General features: G+C 44.5%; 16 protein-coding genes. 13 read left to right on the forward strand and 3 right to left on the reverse strand.

Annotated elements, in window-relative coordinates:
* Nucleotides 1-70: 70 nt before the first annotated feature.
* Nucleotides 71-589 (reverse strand): flavodoxin FldB, encoded by a 519-nt coding sequence (fldB, locus tag R7E42_RS15645; RefSeq protein ID WP_005381790.1) that lies wholly within the window; start codon nt 587-589, stop codon nt 71-73.
* 157 nt (nt 590-746) lie between these two features.
* Between fldB and xerD the strand changes: the two genes are divergently transcribed.
* The 7 genes from xerD (at nt 747) to R7E42_RS15680 (ending at nt 9,478) form a co-directional block, all read left to right on the forward strand.
* Nucleotides 747-1,664 (forward strand): site-specific tyrosine recombinase XerD, encoded by a 918-nt coding sequence (gene xerD / locus R7E42_RS15650; RefSeq protein WP_005381788.1) that lies wholly within the window; start codon nt 747-749, stop codon nt 1,662-1,664.
* A gap of 59 nt (nt 1,665-1,723) precedes the next feature.
* Nucleotides 1,724-2,512 (forward strand): bifunctional protein-disulfide isomerase/oxidoreductase DsbC, encoded by a 789-nt coding sequence (gene dsbC / locus R7E42_RS15655; RefSeq protein WP_005381786.1) that lies wholly within the window; start codon nt 1,724-1,726, stop codon nt 2,510-2,512.
* A gap of 43 nt (nt 2,513-2,555) precedes the next feature.
* Entirely contained in the window at nt 2,556-4,295 is a 1,740-nt protein-coding gene (gene recJ, locus R7E42_RS15660) for a single-stranded-DNA-specific exonuclease RecJ (RefSeq protein WP_017821504.1), read from the forward strand.
* A gap of 173 nt (nt 4,296-4,468) precedes the next feature.
* A protein-coding gene (gene prfB, locus R7E42_RS15665; RefSeq protein WP_100068604.1) for a peptide chain release factor 2 occupies nt 4,469-5,567 on the forward strand; the annotation gives its coding sequence in 2 pieces (ribosomal slippage) (nt 4,469-4,543 and nt 4,545-5,567; 1,098 coding nt in all).
* A 34-nt stretch (nt 5,568-5,601) separates the two neighbouring features.
* Complete coding sequence (lysS, locus tag R7E42_RS15670) at nt 5,602-7,119, forward strand: lysine--tRNA ligase (RefSeq protein ID WP_005382861.1); 1,518 nt, start codon at nt 5,602-5,604, stop codon at nt 7,117-7,119.
* Nucleotides 7,120-7,362: 243 nt separating this feature from the next.
* Entirely contained in the window at nt 7,363-8,697 is a 1,335-nt protein-coding gene (gene vpsR, locus R7E42_RS15675) for a cyclic-di-GMP-binding transcriptional regulator VpsR (RefSeq protein ID WP_017635067.1), read from the forward strand.
* A gap of 529 nt (nt 8,698-9,226) precedes the next feature.
* Complete coding sequence (locus tag R7E42_RS15680) at nt 9,227-9,478, forward strand: hypothetical protein (RefSeq protein WP_005381776.1); 252 nt, start codon at nt 9,227-9,229, stop codon at nt 9,476-9,478.
* 134 nt (nt 9,479-9,612) lie between these two features.
* On the opposite strand, the gene R7E42_RS15685 is transcribed toward R7E42_RS15680, so the two are convergent.
* Entirely contained in the window at nt 9,613-10,647 is a 1,035-nt protein-coding gene (locus R7E42_RS15685) for an NADP(H)-dependent aldo-keto reductase (protein WP_258663104.1), read from the reverse strand.
* Nucleotides 10,648-10,801: 154 nt separating this feature from the next.
* On the opposite strand from R7E42_RS15685, the gene R7E42_RS15690 reads away from it, so the two are divergent.
* Nucleotides 10,802-11,113, forward strand: a complete 312-nt coding sequence (locus tag R7E42_RS15690) for a DUF6482 family protein (protein WP_005381772.1) — start codon at nt 10,802-10,804, stop codon at nt 11,111-11,113.
* Nucleotides 11,114-11,128: 15 nt separating this feature from the next.
* Here R7E42_RS15690 and mutH read toward each other — a convergent pair whose 3' ends face one another.
* Nucleotides 11,129-11,809 (reverse strand): DNA mismatch repair endonuclease MutH, encoded by a 681-nt coding sequence (mutH, locus tag R7E42_RS15695; protein WP_053306892.1) that lies wholly within the window; start codon nt 11,807-11,809, stop codon nt 11,129-11,131.
* A gap of 619 nt (nt 11,810-12,428) precedes the next feature.
* Here mutH and rppH point away from each other — a divergent pair.
* The 5 genes from rppH to R7E42_RS15720 all read left to right on the forward strand — a co-directional run bounded on the left by rppH (nt 12,429) and on the right by R7E42_RS15720 (nt 17,767).
* The gene (rppH, locus tag R7E42_RS15700; RefSeq protein WP_005381953.1) at nt 12,429-12,950 is read left to right on the forward strand and encodes an RNA pyrophosphohydrolase; all 522 of its coding nucleotides are present in this window, start codon (nt 12,429-12,431) and stop codon (nt 12,948-12,950) included.
* Between the two features lie 2 nt (nt 12,951-12,952).
* Nucleotides 12,953-15,199 carry a phosphoenolpyruvate--protein phosphotransferase gene (gene ptsP / locus R7E42_RS15705; protein ID WP_064368992.1) on the forward strand — a complete coding sequence of 749 codons (2,247 nt, stop codon included), beginning with the start codon at nt 12,953-12,955 and terminating at the stop codon, nt 15,197-15,199.
* 6 nt (nt 15,200-15,205) lie between these two features.
* Nucleotides 15,206-15,997 carry a sulfite exporter TauE/SafE family protein gene (locus tag R7E42_RS15710; protein WP_318072806.1) on the forward strand — a complete coding sequence of 264 codons (792 nt, stop codon included), beginning with the start codon at nt 15,206-15,208 and terminating at the stop codon, nt 15,995-15,997.
* 87 nt (nt 15,998-16,084) lie between these two features.
* Complete coding sequence (lgt, locus tag R7E42_RS15715; protein ID WP_054574289.1) at nt 16,085-16,906, forward strand: prolipoprotein diacylglyceryl transferase; 822 nt, start codon at nt 16,085-16,087, stop codon at nt 16,904-16,906.
* A gap of 9 nt (nt 16,907-16,915) precedes the next feature.
* On the forward strand, nt 16,916-17,767 hold the full coding sequence (locus tag R7E42_RS15720; RefSeq protein WP_025768429.1) for a thymidylate synthase: 852 nt from the start codon (nt 16,916-16,918) through the stop codon (nt 17,765-17,767).
* Nucleotides 17,768-17,775: the final 8 nt, after the last annotated feature.

Here is a 17,775-nt window from a genome sequence, read left to right on the forward strand (position 1 = left end):
AAGATAATAAAAAGCCCGATGAATTACTTCATCGGGCTTTTTACTTTTTAATGATGACGTGTTTGCGCTATTAAAGCGTGTCGTGGAATTCCACAAGAACTTGTTCACACCATTTTTCGATGCGTTCATCACTCAGTTCGTACTGTGAGTCTTCATCTAACGCAAGTCCAACAAACTTGCTGCCATCTTCGATCAATGCTTTCGATGCTTCAAATTCGTAGCCTTCATTTGGCCAGTAACCGATAAAGGTTGCGCCTGTGGCTTGTAATTCATCGTGAAGTAAGCCCATCGCATCTAAATACCACTCTCCGTAACCTTCTTGGTCACCCAGACCAAACAGCGCTACAACTTTGCCTTTCAGTGGTGTGGTCGCGATGTCTTGCCAAATCGCGTTCCAATCTTCTTGAATTTCACCAAAATCCCAAGTTGAGATGCCAAGGAGTAATAAGTCGTAGTCCGCCATTAGTGATAACGGTGTCTCTTTCACATTGTGAATGTCGACAAGGTCTTCACCAATAAGGGTACGAATTTTCTCTGCTGCCATTTCGGTGTAGCAGGTCGTTGAGCCGTAAAAGAGTCCGATTTTCATTATATTCGTCGTTATTTGTGTTGCTGTTGTGGAAGATTCTAACCATAAATTGAGGAAGATTGCAGCGAATATCCTATGTGGGATGATTTTTTATGGTATTGGATTGGCAGGTGCTTTAATCTAAATACTGTAAATATAAACAGATAAGGAAGCATTCATGACGGCACAACAGCCTGTCAATCAACAAGATTTTTCGCTTGTTGAGCAATTCTTAGATGCGATGTGGATGGAGCGTGGTCTATCAGAGAACACGTTGGCTTCCTACCGAAACGATTTAATGAAGCTGCTCGTGTGGATGGAAAAACATCGATACCGTCTTGATTTTATCAGTTTGTCTGGCTTGCAAGAATATCAAAGCCACCTTGTAGACTTAGATTACAAACAGACGTCCCGTGCGCGTATGTTGTCGGCGATTCGCCGTTTATTCCAATACCTGCATCGTGAGAAGGTGCGCGCTGATGACCCGAGTGCGCTCTTGGTTAGTCCTAAACTGCCACAACGTTTACCCAAAGATATTAGTGAAGAACAAGTGGACGCGTTGCTCGAAGCGCCAGACCCGAATGACCCTATAGAATTGCGCGATAAAGCGATGCTAGAGCTACTCTACGCAACAGGATTGCGTGTGACAGAGCTCGTCAGTTTGACCATGGAAAATGTTAGCTTGCGCCAAGGGGTGGTGCGCGTGACTGGTAAAGGTGGTAAAGAACGCCTGGTTCCTATGGGGGAAAATGCGGTCGATTGGATCGAGACGTTCATTCAACAAGGGCGCCCTGCGTTACTTGGTGATACATCATCTGATATTGTTTTTCCTAGTAAACGCGCAAGGCAAATGACTCGTCAGACGTTTTGGCACCGTATTAAGTACTATGCTTTGATAGCAGGGATTGATACTGATCAGCTGTCGCCGCACGTACTGCGTCATGCCTTTGCCACGCATTTATTGAACTATGGCGCAGATCTCAGGGTCGTACAGATGCTTTTAGGACATAGTGACTTATCGACCACGCAAATTTATACTCACGTGGCGACTGAACGATTGAAGCAGATCCACAGTCAACACCACCCAAGAGCGTAACAATGGTTAGATTCATCCATGTCTTCTTGGAAAAACGATTTTACATTAAGGTGAATTTCATGAGCGTATTACGCCGACTAACTCTGCTGACTTTACCATTTTTTGTTACCGCTTGTGGTGCAGAAGAAAGTCAGGCTCAAACGGAGACTCCTGCGCAACAAGTAGCGCCAGCTGCACAAAGCGGCTTTGATGAAGCAGCATTAAAAACTAAGTTCTCAAAGCTTGGTTTATCTATCGTTGATATTCAACCATCAGACGTCGCTGGCTTATTGGAAATTCAAACCAATGGCGGGATCCTGTTTGCTTCAAATGATGGTAGCCACTTTATCGCCGGTACGCTTTATGCCATTAATGATGATGGCAGTTACAAAGATGTCATAGCAGAGCGTCAAGCGCCGCTTAACGCCGAGAAAATTGCGCAGTTCTCCGATAGCATGATCGAATACAAAGCCGACGATGAAAAGTACGTTGTGACCGTATTCACTGATATCACCTGTGGTTACTGTGTGCGTCTGCATAGCCAAATGCAAGGCTATAATGATCTAGGTATCACAGTGCGTTACATGGCTTACCCTCGCCAAGGTGCAACTGGCCCTGTGGCAGAGCAAATGGCAACGATTTGGTGTGCTGAAGATCCGGCGTCGGCAATGCACAACGCGAAAGTGAATCGTACATTTGATAACCCTGCGAAAGACTTAAAACAGTGTAAAGAAACCATCCAGGCTCATTACAATCTAGGTCGCCAATTGGGTATTTCTGGTACGCCAGCAATCTTCTTACCGAATGGCGAAATGGTTGGTGGCTACCTACCACCTGCAGAGCTATTGAAACGTTTAAAGCAACTATAATCCATTAGGAGCAGAGCCGGCAAAGTTGTCGGCTCTTTTAAGCATGATAGAAATTCAACGACGTCCTGAACCTGATCTTTCCCTTCTTCCTGATTCCATTCCTCCGATTCTTAAACGTATCTACATCAACCGTGGGATAACGGATCTTTCACAATTAGAAACGTCTGCCCGTGGGTTGCATTCATATCAAAAACTCGGGGGGATTGAGCAAGCTGTCGATCTTTTGTTTCAGGCGATAAAAGAACAAAAACGCATCATCGTTGTCGGTGATTTTGACGCTGATGGCGCGACAAGCTCAGCATTATCAGTGCTCGCGCTGCGTATGCTTGGTAGTCACAATGTGGATTACCTAGTGCCAAATCGTTTTGAAGACGGTTATGGGTTAAGCCCAGAAGTCGTTGACCAAGCCTTAGAGCTTGGCGCTGAGATGATCATGACGGTGGATAACGGCGTCTCATCAATCGAAGGCGTGCGTTACGCAAAAGAAAATGGCATTACTGTGCTCGTTACCGATCACCACTTACCAGGACAAGTGTTGCCTGATGTGGATGCAATGGTGAACCCAAACCTTGAGAGCTGTAGCTTTCCATCTAAAGCGCTTGCGGGTGTAGGGGTCGCGTTTTATCTCATGATGGCACTATGCGTTCATATGCGAAAACACAATTGGTTTGCAGAACAGGGGATGCAAGAGCCCAAGTTGATGGAATTGATTGACCTTGTTGCACTGGGTACCGTCGCCGACGTCGTTCCATTGGATGAAAACAACCGCATTCTTGTACACCAAGGCTTGCAACGTATTCGTGCGGGCAAAGCGCGTCCCGGCATCCAAGCGTTAATTGAGGTCGCTAAGCGCGATGCGCGTCGTTTAGTTGCATCCGATTTTGGCTTTGCTTTAGGTCCACGTATTAACGCAGCAGGCCGTCTTGATGACATGTCTTTCGGTGTTGAACTGCTGATGTGTAACAACATCCACGCAGCTCGTCGCATGGCAAGTGAATTGGATGGCTTGAACCAGACTCGTAAAGAGATTGAAGAAGGCATGAAGCAAGAAGCGATGGCTTTCTGTGAGCGCCTTCAGTTTGGTGAAGGCAATGAGCTTCCTTATGGCTTAGCCTTATTCCAACGTGATTGGCACCAAGGTGTGATTGGTATTTTGGCTTCGCGCATTAAAGAGAAGTTTCATCGTCCAGTCATTGCATTTGCTGATGGTGGAGAAGGGACGATTAAAGGCTCGTGTCGTTCTATTCCGGGGCTACACATGCGCGATGCGTTGGATTTCATCGACACACAAAACCCGGGTTTGATCATCAAGTTTGGTGGACACGCCATGGCAGCAGGCTTAACGATTAAAGAGCAGGATTTTGAGCGTTTCAGTCGTTTGTTTGATGAAGTGGTAAAAAAGGAACTCGATGAAGCGGCGCTAAAAGGCGTGATCATGTCAGATGGCGAACTTAAGCCGGAAGAGTTCTCTATGCATGTTGCTGAACAGCTGCGATCGGGTGGCCCTTTTGGACAAGCTTTCCCAGAGCCAATCTTTGATGGTGAGTTTAAAGTACTGCATCAAAAGCTGGTGGGTGAGAAGCATCTTAAATTGATGTTAGAGCCGCTTTATAAAGGTCACCCTACCAATGTGATGATCGACGGTATCGCATTCAATGTTGATCTACGTCGATGGCCAGATGCATCGGTTAAAACAGTACGTCTCGCGTATAAGCTGGATGTGAATGAATTTCGTGGTAATCAATCATTGCAATTGATGATCGACCATATCGAAGCTAAGTAATACCTAGATCAACCTTTCTTATAGAGTACGGTTGCCCCTAAGTGGGCGTAAAATTTTATGACCGTGCTCTCTCTCACCGCAATCTGATTTCTCATCCGAAATTTTCCTGTATCTCGGTCACATTTTTCAGTAGAATTTCTCGGTTAAATTCTATTCTAAAATGTTGAGTAAACATGTTTGAAATCAATCCAATTAAAAACCGTCTGCAGGACGTGTCTCAGCGCACAAATGTCCTGAGGGGGTATCTTTGACTATGACGCGAAGAAAGAGCGTCTAGAAGAAGTCAACGCAGAACTTGAACAACCAGATGTATGGAACGAACCTGAGCGTGCGCAAGCACTGGGTAAAGAGCGTGCATCACTAGAAGCGGTTGTTGAAACCATTGATCAACTAGAGCAAGGTGTGGAAGATGTAGAAGGTCTTCTTGAGCTGGCTGTAGAAGAAGAAGATCAAGAAACATTTGACGAAATTGAACCAGAACTTGCTGAGTTGGAAGAGAAGCTAGAAAAGCTTGAATTCCGTCGTATGTTCTCTGGCGACCACGATAGCTCTGATTGTTACATCGATTTGCAAGCTGGCTCTGGTGGTACAGAAGCACAAGACTGGACTAACATGCTGCTGCGTATGTACCTACGTTGGGCAGAAGCGAAGGGCTTCAAAGCTGAAGTGATTGAAGTCTCTGAAGGTGAAGTCGCGGGTCTTAAGTCGGCAACAGTTCGCATCTCTGGTGAATATGCGTACGGTTGGTTACGCACTGAAACGGGCGTTCATCGTCTTGTTCGTAAATCTCCGTTCGATTCAGGCGGTCGTCGCCATACGTCATTTGCTTCTGCGTTCATCTATCCAGAGATTGATGAAAACATCGACATCGACATTAATCCTTCCGACCTACGCATTGACGTTTACCGTGCGTCAGGCGCAGGTGGTCAGCACGTAAACACCACAGAATCTGCGGTACGTATTACGCACGTACCTACGAACACAGTGGTTCAGTGTCAGAATGACCGTTCTCAACATAAGAACAAAGATCAGGCAATGAAACAGCTTCGAGCGAAGCTATTTGAGCTTGAATTGCAAAAGCAAAATGCGGAAAAACAAGCTAATGAAGACGCTAAGTCTGACATTGGCTGGGGTAGCCAGATCCGTTCTTACGTATTGGATGACTCACGTATTAAGGACCTCCGTACGGGCATTGAAAACCGTAATACTCAAGCGGTTCTTGATGGCGATCTGGACAAATTTATTGAAGCTAGCCTGAAATCAGGTCTATAAAGCTTTTCACCGACAAAAACAGGATACATCGAAAATGACTGATGCTGTTCAAAACGAAACTGTACTAGAAGAAAATAAGCTGATTGCTGAACGCCGCGCTAAACTGGATGCAATCCGAAAGAGCTGCAAAGCGAACGGCCATCCAAACGACTTCCGTCGTGACGCACTAGCGGGCGACCTTCAGAAAGAGTTCGGTGAAAAGACGAAGGAAGAGCTAGAAGAGCTTAACCACGTAGTAGCAATCGCTGGCCGTATCATGGCTAAACGTGGTCCATTCTTGGTAATTCAAGAAACTTCTGGCCGTATCCAAGCTTACGCTGACAAAGCGGTTCAAAAAGTACTTAAAGAAAAATACCAAGGTCTAGATATCGGTGACATCATCGGTGTTAAAGGTGCACTTCATAAGTCTGGTAAAGGTGACCTATACGTGAACATGGAAGAGTACGAGTTGCTAACCAAAGCACTACGTCCACTTCCAGAAAAGTTCCACGGTCTAACTGACCAAGAGATGCGTTACCGCCAACGTTACGTTGACCTGATCGTTAACGAAGACTCTCGTCAAGCGTTCGTAGTACGTTCTAAAGTCATGTCTGCAATCCGTAACTTCATGATCTCTAAGCAGTTCATGGAAGTTGAAACGCCAATGATGCACGTTATCCCTGGCGGTGCGAGTGCGCGTCCATTCATCACGCACCACAACGCACTAGACATGCCAATGTACCTACGTATCGCGCCAGAGCTATACCTGAAGCGTCTAGTTGTTGGTGGTTTTGATCGCGTATTCGAAATCAACCGTAACTTCCGTAACGAAGGCCTTTCTCCACGTCACAACCCAGAATTCACAATGATGGAATTCTACATGGCGTACGCAGACTACAAAGATCTGATGGACCTAACTGAAGAACTACTAAGCTCAGTGGCGCAAGAAGTTCTAGGTTCAACGTCAATGCCTTACGGTGATGAAACGGTTGAGTTTGGTGGTACTTACACTCGTATGAGCATGTTCGAAGCAATCAAGCACTACAACCCAGACCACGCGCAAATCCAAGCGCTAACAGAAGAAGACCTACAAAACCGTGATCTAATGGTTTCTATCGCGAAATCTGTTCACGTTGAAGTAGAACCTTTCTGGACATGTGGTCAGCTTCTTGAAGAGATCTTTGGTGAAACAGCAGAACCTAAGCTAATGCAGCCTACGTTCATCACTGGCTACCCAGCAGATATCTCTCCACTAGCTCGTCGTAGCGATGACAACCCGTTCTTTACAGACCGCTTTGAATTCTTTATCGGTGGCCGTGAAGTAGCGAACGGTTTCTCAGAGCTTAACGATGCTGAAGACCAAGATGCACGCTTTAAAGCACAGGTTGAAGCGAAAGAGTCTGGTGACGACGAAGCAATGTTCTACGATGCAGACTACATCACTGCTCTAGAGCACGGCCTACCGCCAACAGCAGGCCAAGGTATCGGTATCGACCGTTTGGTTATGCTACTGACTAACACGCACACTATCCGTGACGTGATCTTATTCCCTGCAATGCGCCCGCAAGCGTAATTCGATAGGATGAGTAAAAAACCACCTTCGGGTGGTTTTTTTTTGCCTTTTAGTTAAGCTGATTCAAGTTGTTGCATTTGCCTTTTAATGGGATATGCAAATAAACATTCGCCAAATCTCAATCTATTGCATAGTCTTAATACTGAGACAGACGTGAGGGGGCGGAGTCTCGATAATGTTACCCGCTCGCAAAGATAAGTTTGTGGCACAAAATTTCTATTAACAATGAAAAAGGGTTAGAGAATGGCTGGGCAGTTTAAGATGGATTCCATCCCGGGATCGCTTGTGGTAGTTGGCGGTACTTATGAGCCTTGGTTATCGGTACTGGAGCAAGTGGGCTGGAAGTGTCACCAAGTAGGTGACTTACGCAAAGCTAATACGCTGTTAGAAGATATTGGTCCATGTATCGGTATTGTTGATCTCAGCCATGACGAGTTCAGCTTGAATGGTTTGGCGAACTTAGTCAGCTCTCACAAACACGTACGTTGGTTAGCGTTTATTCGTGAATCTCAGCTTGGCACTGACACCATATGCCAGTTCATTGTTAACTTTTGTATCGATTTTTTCACAGCGCCGATCCCAGATGCACAGTTATTAAGCACAATAGGTCACCAGCTTGGCATGCTTAAGTTGGAGAAAAAAGTTTGGCCTAGTTTTGGTAGCAGTTTAGATATGGGTTTGATCGGTGAATCTATCCCGATGAAACGTTTACGCGATCAAGTGAAGCGCATTGGTCCAACGGACGTCAGCATTCTGATTTCTGGGGAAAGTGGGACTGGTAAAGAGGCGGTTGCTAGGGCCATCCATAAAGTCTCTTCACGCTCTCATAAACCGTTTATGGCAATTAACTGTCGCGCACTCAATGAACAACGTTTCCAAGCTGAAGTATTTGGTATTAACGCCGATGAAGATATGGAAGCATGCCTGCTTGAACAAGCAGATGGCGGCACCGTGTTATTTAACGACATTCTTACCATTTCAAAAGAGCAGCAAATGAATCTGCTTAGATTCTTGCAAGAAGGCACCATTGATACCAAAGATGGCGTAAAAGCGGTTAACGTACGCATTCTTGCTGCCAACTCGTCAGATGTTGAAAAAGCTTTGATTGACGGTGACTTCAATGAAGAGCTTTACCATTACATCAACGTCCTGCGCATCAATGTCCCTAGCTTGAAAGAACGTGCGAGTGACATCGCATTGCTGGCTCGTTTCTACTTACAAGAGTTCTCAAAAGAGTACAACTCGCAAGCAAAAAGCTTTTCTGAGGATGCATTCAAGGCACTGACACGTTATTTCTGGCCTGGAAATGTGCGTGAGCTGATGAACCAAGTGAAGCGAGCGGTATTAATGTCCGACAGCGTAATGATTGAAGAGCATCACTTAGATTTACCTCAACGTAATGACTCAAAGCGCAGCTTGAAATCAATCCGAGAGAAGAGTGAACGTGATGCGTTGCTGGTTGTTTTGGAATCTCATTCTGGTCAAGTTTCAAATGCGGCGAAAGAGCTCGGAGTTTCGCGTGCAACCATGTATCGACTACTTAATAAACATAACTTGATTTCCGAACAAGCCATGTAGTTGGCCTTTCCCTGTGTCAAATAGGCGAATAAATACAATAAAAGAGAGTGGCCACAGAGCCGCTCTTTTTATTTTTTGTTTGGTTTGATTTATAAAATCCGCAAATTTATATATTCCTCAGGTGAATATGTTATACATAAAAGTATATGAAACTAAATTGCGGTGTATTGATTTGTTTTTAATCAAAAAGGCAAAAAATGTTTGATATATATTCATCAAAGCTTACAATTTAACCGTAACTCAATGAGTTATACCTTTCATAAACGGATTAATTTTTAGCTAGGAGGCGCAAGATGAAACATTACGTTGTTAACACCACTGCTTGCGCTGATCGTATGCCTATCGCTCCGATAACCCTTAAATCGGATGATACCAATACCACTGGCTCACAAGATAAAAATTAATCCGTAACCTATCATATTTATTACTAGGCTGCGGGAAAGTAGCGGCTTAGTATCAACAGAATATTTCTGTTCATTTTACGCACTATTTTTCCCAGTCGAATACATCGATAATCGGAGAAAATATTATGCGTCACTCTATTTACCTACAATTGGCCACTTTGCTATTGAAAGCAGACCTTAAACGCGAAGAAAAGCAATGGCAGCGCACTATACGCCGAACTGCTCATGATATTCCATGGACGAATGTTCATCTATTGAGAGATATTGGTTTAGATCGCGATGGTCGTTCTACACGTGCCAATGTTCCGGATGCAGTAAAAGTTGAACGTCGAGTTCGTCACCTTCGTCGAGTCTTAACGTCGCGAATAATGACGTAATCGTTAGCGTGTTGGACTGACTGAGTTGCTAACGAGTCATTCAACACGCTTAACTTTTTATATGAAGTATGACTTCATTGGATAAACAGCTGATCTTGAAGATCAGCTGTTTTCGTTTGAAGGGAGCTTTACCGTTAAGGGCAAGGATTCGAGTAAGTTGTACCTATTGCTTGAATTTCAGTAAGTAGTTCGTCGCTAAGTTGCAAGTCAATACTGTCGATATTGGCTTTTAATTGGTCTAGGTTTGTTGCTCCGATAATGTTAGAAGCAACAAATGGACGCTGATTGACAAATGCGAGTGCCATTTGTGCAGGATCCAAACCATGCTCTTGGGCTAAATTGACGTAAGCTTCGGTCGCTTTAACACCTTGCGGAGTGAAGTAGCGCGCAAAACGCTCCCACTTAGTGCATCGAGCGCCTTCAGGTTTTGCCCCGTTTAGGTATTTACCACTCAGGCAGCCAAATGCCAAAGGAGAGTAGGCAAGTAACTGAACGCCTTCGTAATGGCTGATTTCAGACAAGCCTACTTCGAAGCTGCGGTTCAATAAGTTATATGGGTTTTGAATGGAGACAATTCTTGGCAAATCGTGTTTTTCTGCCAAACGCAGTAGCGACATCACACCCCACGGCGTCTCGTTGGATACGCCGATATAGCGCACTTTACCTGCATTCACTAATTCAGTAAGCGCTTCCAACGTTTCAATTAACGTGACTTCTTCTTGTTTGTCAGGGTATGGGTAGTTGAGTTGACCAAAGCAGTTGGTTTGACGCTGCGGCCAATGTAGTTGGTACAAATCGACATAATCGGTTTGTAGACGATTAAGGCTGTCATCAATTGCTGTATGGATGTGGCGACGATTAAGGCTCATGTTGTCTCTAATGTGAGGAACATTGCGAGGGCCTGCCACTTTTGTTGCCAGTACTACTTTTTCTCTTTTGCCGCTTTTTGCTAACCAATTACCGATGTATTGCTCGGTAAGCCCTTGTGTTTCCGATCTTGGCGGTACAGGGTACATCTCTGCGGTATCGATGAAGTTCACCCCATGATCGAGGGCAAAGTCGAGCTGTTCAAAGGCGTCCTTTTCTGTGTTTTGCTCGCCAAACGTCATAGTGCCGAGGCAGATTTTACTGATCTCAAGTGATGAGTGCGGTAGTTTTGTGTATTGCATATCACGTCCTTGAAGAGTTACCGACTAAATAAGTGATTCCAATATAGGGGATTTTTAGCCGCAATCGCAAATGATTTACGTATAAAGGAAGAGCAAACTCGAAAGCTACAGTTAGCCTAACTACACTTAAATGATCGTGTGAAGGAGGTATGTTATGCAGAAGCATCAATTGGACATGTGGCTACATGGTCCACATAAAGATACTTATAAAACTCCCAAAGTATTTGTGATTGGGTGTTCTGATGTCTCTGACTATCTTTTAGCTGTGGAGTACAAGCATCAACTTGAGCCGATTAAAGACGGTGAAGACCCGATACATTTTGGCTCTCTAGACTTAGTAAAAGAAGAACTATTGAGGCTAGGGGTCGATAAAGCGTATTTAAGGCTGCGCAATGCGTATGACGAATGTGGCACTGAAGAGGCAGCCTCGTACTGCGATATTGAGTTATCGCTCGTGACGCACTAAATAGCTGATATGGTTTTATTCTGGTTGAGTGTTAATGTAGTGCTTGAGTAAGATCTGTTCAGTAAACTGTGTTCTAAGGTAAAAGCCTCGGGGCAGAGTTTTCATCGGCTTACCATTTGAGTTGTATGCTTCGGTGAGCGCTTTTGCATTTGCGGCTTTAGGGCGAAGATGCAGCGCTTCTCCGTGTCTGGCGGAAATTTGATCAAATCTTCCCAAGACGATCATCTCCATTAACTCTTCCCAGTCATTTCGCAAAATCCGTTCTTGTTCTTCATCTGGTGACCAAATGAGTGGACTGCCCACACGTCTTTCAGCGAGTGGGATTTCTCGTTCTCCTTCTACGGGTACCCAAAGCACACGAGATAGCTTGTTTCGAACATGACTTGTTTCCCATGTAAGACCATGAACACCAGTGAGGGGGGCCACAGAAACAAAGGTTGTTTCTAAAGGTTTGCCAGAGTAACTAATCGGAATACTTTTCAACTCGATCCCTAGTTTTGCGAAATCTTGTTGAGGTTTACTGCCTGCTGGAGCGCCCAAGTGCCATTCGAGTAATTGACCCACCCAACCTTTATCACGTTTTAAGTTTTCAGGAACAATCATATTCGCCTCGGTGGCCAACTCAGCAAAACTGAGTCCTGCCATATCATGCGCTCGTTCCAATAGCTCTGCTTCTGTTTGTGGTTCTGGTTTCATAGTTACAAGGTGGTATTACAAAAAATATAGTTTATCAAACTCCGACCAAATCTACTGTTTAAGATTTCACCGAGGCGGTGTAAGAACGATCAATTCATAACTTATCCACAGGCGGAGGAGGTATTGATAAGATCCTGACGGGGTCTGTATGAATAAACAGGGGTTAAAATGCATTTTTGGGGTTGATTTTGTTGTAATCATCTAAACGAATAGCAGGTGAGTGTGGATAAATAGCCTGTTGGTGGATCTTTGACCGATCTGAGTTTGGTGAAAAGATCATCAAGAAATTGAAGATCGAATTATCGTTATTTTTAAAAATAAATACTTTTTTATCAATATTTTATGTTTGTTTTTTTGTTTATTCATTTGTTTTTCATTTGATGGGATTGAACTGAATTACTCATTTGAATTGAATTCTTCACAAAGTTATTCACAGAAAAGGTGAATAAATGTGGGCGATGTCTCACTCTTGTGTTGATAAGGTATGGTTTGATTAAAAGATATCCAAAAATGGTGAAAAGGTAATAAATCTTGCTCATATCACATCAGTAAGTTTGCTAGTAATGGGGATATGTGGAAAAATCACGGTAATAAAAAATTTATTCATAGAGGTTAGCCAGTGATAGATGGCGATGGTTACCGACTTAATGTTGGTATTGTGATATGTAATAACCATGGTCAGGTCTTCTGGGCTAAACGATACGGGCAACACTCATGGCAATTTCCACAAGGTGGGATTGACGAAGGTGAAACCCCTGAACAAGCCATGTTCAGGGAGTTATATGAAGAAGTCGGTTTAACGAAAAAAGACGTTAAGATCATTGCAACAAGTCGTCATTGGTTAAGATATAAGCTACCAAAGCGATTGGTGCGTTGGGACTCCAAGCCTGTTTGTATCGGCCAAAAACAGAAATGGTTTCTGCTGAGATTAGAATGCGATGAGTCTCGCATTAATATGCAACGCGGAAAATCCCCTGAATTTGATGGTTGGCGCTGGGTAAGTTACTGGTATCCAGTTAGGCAAGTTGTTTCTTTCAAGCGAGATGTTTATCGACGAGCGATGAAAGAATTTGCATCCTTAGCCATGCCTTTTCGAGAGAGAAAAGCGAAAGGGAAAAGAAAAAAACAACGTAGAGGATAATCATGCTCAGTCAGCTAAGGGAAATAGTTGAGAAAGTCTCCAGGGTCGATGATGTGCATCTGGCACTCGATATATTGGTGAAAGAGACTTGTGCTGCCCTTAGTACTGAGTGCTGTACTATCTATCTTGCTAATGAAGAAATGCAGCGCCTTGAGTTAATGGCAACTCAAGGCCTTATTTTTGAAGGTGATAGTATTCATATCAACTTCAATGAAGGCTTGGTTGGGTTGGTAAAACGAAGCGCTGAACCCCTTAACCTTGCCGAAGCCTCAAAACACCCCGAGTTCAAATTCTTTCCTCAACTCGGCGAACAGATTTACCACTCTTTTTTAGCTACTCCAATCATTCATCGTAAACAAGTTTTAGGTGTGTTGGTGATCCAACAAAAAACGCCGCGCTTGTTTAGTGAAATGGAAGAATCGTTTCTTGTTACCTTATCCGCTCAGTTAGCGGTGCTCATTGCACATGCGCAGAATCTTGGGCATTGGCAGTTAGCATCTAAACCCACGGTATTAAAAGGTTTGCCTGCGTCTACTGGTGTCGCGATTGGAGAGTTTTGGTTCGACAATACCCAGCCGAGTTTATCGGATGTTTTCCCTTCGTCCACGTTAGATAAGGAACGCGAGCACGAGACACTACTGGTGGCCATAGAGCGAGCGTTAAATGACTTTCGCCGTATGCGGAAAAAACTGGACAGTGAAATCAACAAAGATGCGCTGGCGATCTTCGATCTGTTTACTCACTTACTGAATGATCCGATGCTTCGCGGTGATTTGAAGAAGCAGATTGAAAAAGGAGATAGGGCAGACTGGGCGTTACGCCAAGTTGTAGAGTCATACTCGAATCGATTTGCCAGAATGTCGGATGTATACATGCGTGAAAGAGCGCAAGATATCCGAGAGTTAGGGCAAAGGCTGCTCTATTTTCTGCACAACAGCGAGCAAGAAAATTCTGCAATTGATCGTCCCATTATTTTGGTGGCGAATGAACTCACTGCCACCTTGCTCGCTTCTGTACCTAAAGAGTTTTTGTTAGCTGTCGTATCATTAGAGGGAGGCGCAAACTCTCACGCTGCCATTTTATCTCGAGCTCTTGGGGTCCCTGCAGTCATGGGCGCCAACATTAATCCGGATGTGGTTAATGGCAAACTCGGGATAGTCGACGGCTATACGGGTGAGATCTTCTTAGAGCCAAACCGCCAGTTGTTGCGAGAGTATCGCAGCTTAGTAAGCGAAGAGTCTGAACTGTTTGCCATGGTAAACAAGGACCTCGCACTCCCTGCGGTTACGCAAGATAATCACCATATCGAAATTATGCTGAATGCGGGACTCAGTGCAGACAGTAATATTGCCATCAACACAGGTGTTGATGGTGTTGGGTTGTACCGAACTGAGATTGCATTTTTACTTCAGCATCACTTTCCTTCGGAAGATGAGCAGTATCATCAATACCAAGCAATACTTAACAGCTATCCGAATCAACGAGTAGTGATGCGTACTTTGGATATTGGTGGTGACAAACCTTTGCCGTATTTGCCCATCGAAGAAGATAATCCGTTTCTAGGCTGGCGTGGCATTCGTTTTACATTGGATCATCCAGACATTTTCTTGATCCAGCTGCGTGCAATGTTAAGAGCGAGTGCAGAAAGCGGAAACTTAAGTATCTTATTGCCAATGGTGTCAGGGGTAAAAGAGCTAGACGATGCCATTAGCTTGATTAATCAAGCTCACAGCGAAGCCGTTTTGCTTGATGATAGAATTCAATTCCCACAAATTGGGGTCATGATTGAAGTACCATCGATGGTGTATCTGTTGCCAACGATCGCTCACCGTGTTGATTTTGTTTCTGTCGGGACAAACGATTTAACTCAGTATTTATTAGCGGTAGATAGGAACAATTCGCGCGTCGCGGATGTCTATGAATCTATGCATCCTGCGGTACTGTTAGCGCTTAAGCAAATCCATGACGTGTGCGATAAGTATCGGGTGCCAGTGTGTATTTGTGGTGAGTTAGCTGGCGACCCATTTGGCGCTCTTCTCTTACTTGGGTTAGGGTATACCAGTTTGAGTATGAACACCTCCAACGTGGCTAAGGTGAAATATTTGATTCGTCATAGCCAACAAGAAGAATTAGAAAAATTAGCGGAGCAAGCAATGACAAAGTCCTACGGGGAGGACATTCATCAAATGATGCATGACTTCTTCATCCAACAGGGTTTTGCGGGCTTTATCCGTGCAGGTAAAAAGTAGGAAATCGTGACCGTCTCTTTATTTTTGTTATTGTTGGCGCTAGGCGCTTTTGTGGGTGTGATGGCGGGGTTACTCGGTATCGGTGGTGGTTTGATTGTTGTTCCTGCCTTGTTGTATTTGCTTCCTCTTGCTGGGATCTCTCCAGAAATGAGTATGCACATGGCCTTAGCCACTTCGTTATCGAGTATTATTGTCACGTCTGGCTCATCGGCGATGAATCACCTTAAGCTCGGCAATGTCGATATGTTTGTCGTAAAATGGTTGATGCCTGGTGTGGTCATTGGTGGCTTTGTTGGTGCCAATATTGCTGAGTGGATCCCTACACACTATTTGCCGAAAGTGTTTGGTGTCATTGTTCTTTGCCTGTCAGTACAAATGTTTCGTTCCATTAAAGTTACGAGCAGTAAACCTATGCCGAGCAGCCCTGTGACTGTAGTTTACGGCACGGGAATTGGTGTCGTATCAAGCCTTGCTGGTATTGGTGGTGGCTCACTGTCGGTACCATTTTTAAATAAACATGGGATAGAGATGCGTAAAGCGGTGGGCTCATCCTCCGTTTGTGGTTGCGTGATTGCTATTTCTGGTATGATCGGCTTCATCTTACATGGCTATAAAGTGGAAGGCTTACCTTCATACAGTATTGGCTATGTTTATCTTCCCGCTTTATTAGCGATTGCTATGGCCTCGATGCTCACAACAAAAGTGGGTGCGAAGCTCGCAACTAACCTTCCAACTGCGGTATTAAAAAAGATATTCGCGGTGTTCTTAATGTTTGTTGCAGCGACCATGCTGCTCTAAGTTTGTACCCAAGTCATTCTCGCTGAACCAAGCATCTAGAGGTTACTTGGGTATATTTATTTTGTTGTGATAAGAAGAGAATGATTTATGTCTCAGGGATATATTGAATTTCCCAATATTGATCCGGTTTTAATCTCTATTGGTCCTGTTTCGGTTCGTTGGTACGGTTTGATGTACCTTGTTGGCTTTATATTTGCTCTATGGTTAGCGAACCGACGTGCGGATAAGCCTGGAAGTGGTTGGACACGAGAGCAGGTTTCTGATTTGTTGTTCGCAGGCTTCCTTGGCGTGGTGATTGGTGGCCGTGTAGGCTACGTGCTTTTCTACAATTTTGAGCTCTTCCTGGCTGACCCTTTGTATCTATTTAAAGTGTGGACCGGTGGTATGTCTTTCCACGGGGGCTTACTGGGTGTGATTACTGCGATGTTCTGGTATGCACACAAAAACGGGCGAACTTTCTTCGGTGTTGCTGACTTTATCGCGCCGCTTGTGCCATTTGGTTTGGGTATGGGGCGTTTAGGTAACTTCATGAACAGCGAGTTGTGGGGCCGAGTAACGGATGTGCCTTGGGCGATCGTTTTCCCAAATGGTGGTCCACTGCCACGTCATCCATCGCAGCTTTATGAAATGGCGCTTGAAGGTATCGTCCTTTTCTTCATTTTGAATTGGTTCATCAAGAAACCTCGTCCTCTAGGTTCTGTTTCAGGACTCTTTCTTGCGGGTTACGGAACCTTCCGTTTCCTAGTAGAATACGTGCGCGAACCAGACGCTCATTTGGGTTTATTCGGTGGCTTTATTTCCATGGGACAGATTTTATCCCTGCCAATGGTGGTTATCGGTGTCCTCATGATGGTTTGGGCATACAAACGTGGTCATTACAAAGACGAATTACCACAAAAGACGAAGTAAGGTATTGGTGTGAAACAGTATTTAGATTTGTGTCAACGCATCGTTGACCAAGGTGTTTGGGTTGAAAATGAGCGTACAGGCAAGCGCTGCCTGACCGTAATCAACGCGGATTTAACCTACGATGTTGCGAACAATCAATTTCCGTTGGTCACCACACGTAAAAGTTTTTGGAAAGCGGCCGTTGCAGAACTATTAGGGTATATTCGTGGTTACGATAATGCGGAAGATTTTCGTAAGCTGGGCACGAAAACCTGGGATGCCAATGCCAACCTAAATGATGCCTGGTTGAATAACCCATACCGTAAAGGTGAAGACGACATGGGCCGTGTCTATGGGGTTCAAGGGCGCGCCTGGGCGAAACCTGATGGTGGTCATGTTGACCAGCTACGTAAGATAGTGGATGACTTAACGCGTGGTGTTGATGACCGCGGTGAAATCTTGAACTTCTACAATCCGGGTGAGTTCCACATGGGGTGCTTGCGTCCTTGTATGTACAGTCACCATTTTTCATTGCTGGATGATACGCTTTACCTGAATAGTACTCAGCGTTCGTGTGATGTACCGCTTGGCTTAAACTTCAATATGGTTCAAGTTTACGTGTTCTTGGTGATTATGGCGCAAATTACGGGCAAGAAACCTGGTCAGGCATTTCATAAGATTGTGAATGCTCACATTTATGAAGATCAGCTTGAACTGATGCGCGATGTTCAGTTGAAACGTGAGCCATTAAAAGCGCCGACGTTCCATATCAACCCAGAGATTAAATCTCTAGAAGATTTGGAAACATGGGTCACACTGGATGACTTTTGGGTTGAAGGGTACGAGCATCACGATCCTATTCGTTACCCATTCTCAGTGTAACGAGTATC

It is taken from the genome of Vibrio sp. Vb1337 (assembly GCF_033338715.1).
Classification (GTDB): Bacteria; Pseudomonadota; Gammaproteobacteria; order Enterobacterales; family Vibrionaceae; genus Vibrio; species Vibrio alginolyticus.

Excerpts from the sequence above, each read along its gene's own strand:
- fldB (WP_005381790.1), bottom strand. The coding sequence starts at position 589 with ATGAAAATCGGACTCTTTTACGGCTCAACGACCTGCTACACCGAAATG.
- xerD (WP_005381788.1), top strand. The coding sequence starts at position 747 with ATGACGGCACAACAGCCTGTCAATCAACAAGATTTTTCGCTTGTTGAG.
- dsbC (WP_005381786.1), top strand. The coding sequence starts at position 1,724 with ATGAGCGTATTACGCCGACTAACTCTGCTGACTTTACCATTTTTTGTT.
- recJ (WP_017821504.1), top strand. The coding sequence starts at position 2,556 with ATGATAGAAATTCAACGACGTCCTGAACCTGATCTTTCCCTTCTTCCT.
- lysS (WP_005382861.1), top strand. The coding sequence starts at position 5,602 with ATGACTGATGCTGTTCAAAACGAAACTGTACTAGAAGAAAATAAGCTG.
- vpsR (WP_017635067.1), top strand. The coding sequence starts at position 7,363 with ATGGCTGGGCAGTTTAAGATGGATTCCATCCCGGGATCGCTTGTGGTA.
- R7E42_RS15680 (WP_005381776.1), top strand. The coding sequence starts at position 9,227 with ATGCGTCACTCTATTTACCTACAATTGGCCACTTTGCTATTGAAAGCA.
- R7E42_RS15685 (WP_258663104.1), bottom strand. The coding sequence starts at position 10,647 with ATGCAATACACAAAACTACCGCACTCATCACTTGAGATCAGTAAAATC.
- R7E42_RS15690 (WP_005381772.1), top strand. The coding sequence starts at position 10,802 with ATGCAGAAGCATCAATTGGACATGTGGCTACATGGTCCACATAAAGAT.
- mutH (WP_053306892.1), bottom strand. The coding sequence starts at position 11,809 with ATGAAACCAGAACCACAAACAGAAGCAGAGCTATTGGAACGAGCGCAT.
- ptsP (WP_064368992.1), top strand. The coding sequence starts at position 12,953 with ATGCTCAGTCAGCTAAGGGAAATAGTTGAGAAAGTCTCCAGGGTCGAT.
- lgt (WP_054574289.1), top strand. The coding sequence starts at position 16,085 with ATGTCTCAGGGATATATTGAATTTCCCAATATTGATCCGGTTTTAATC.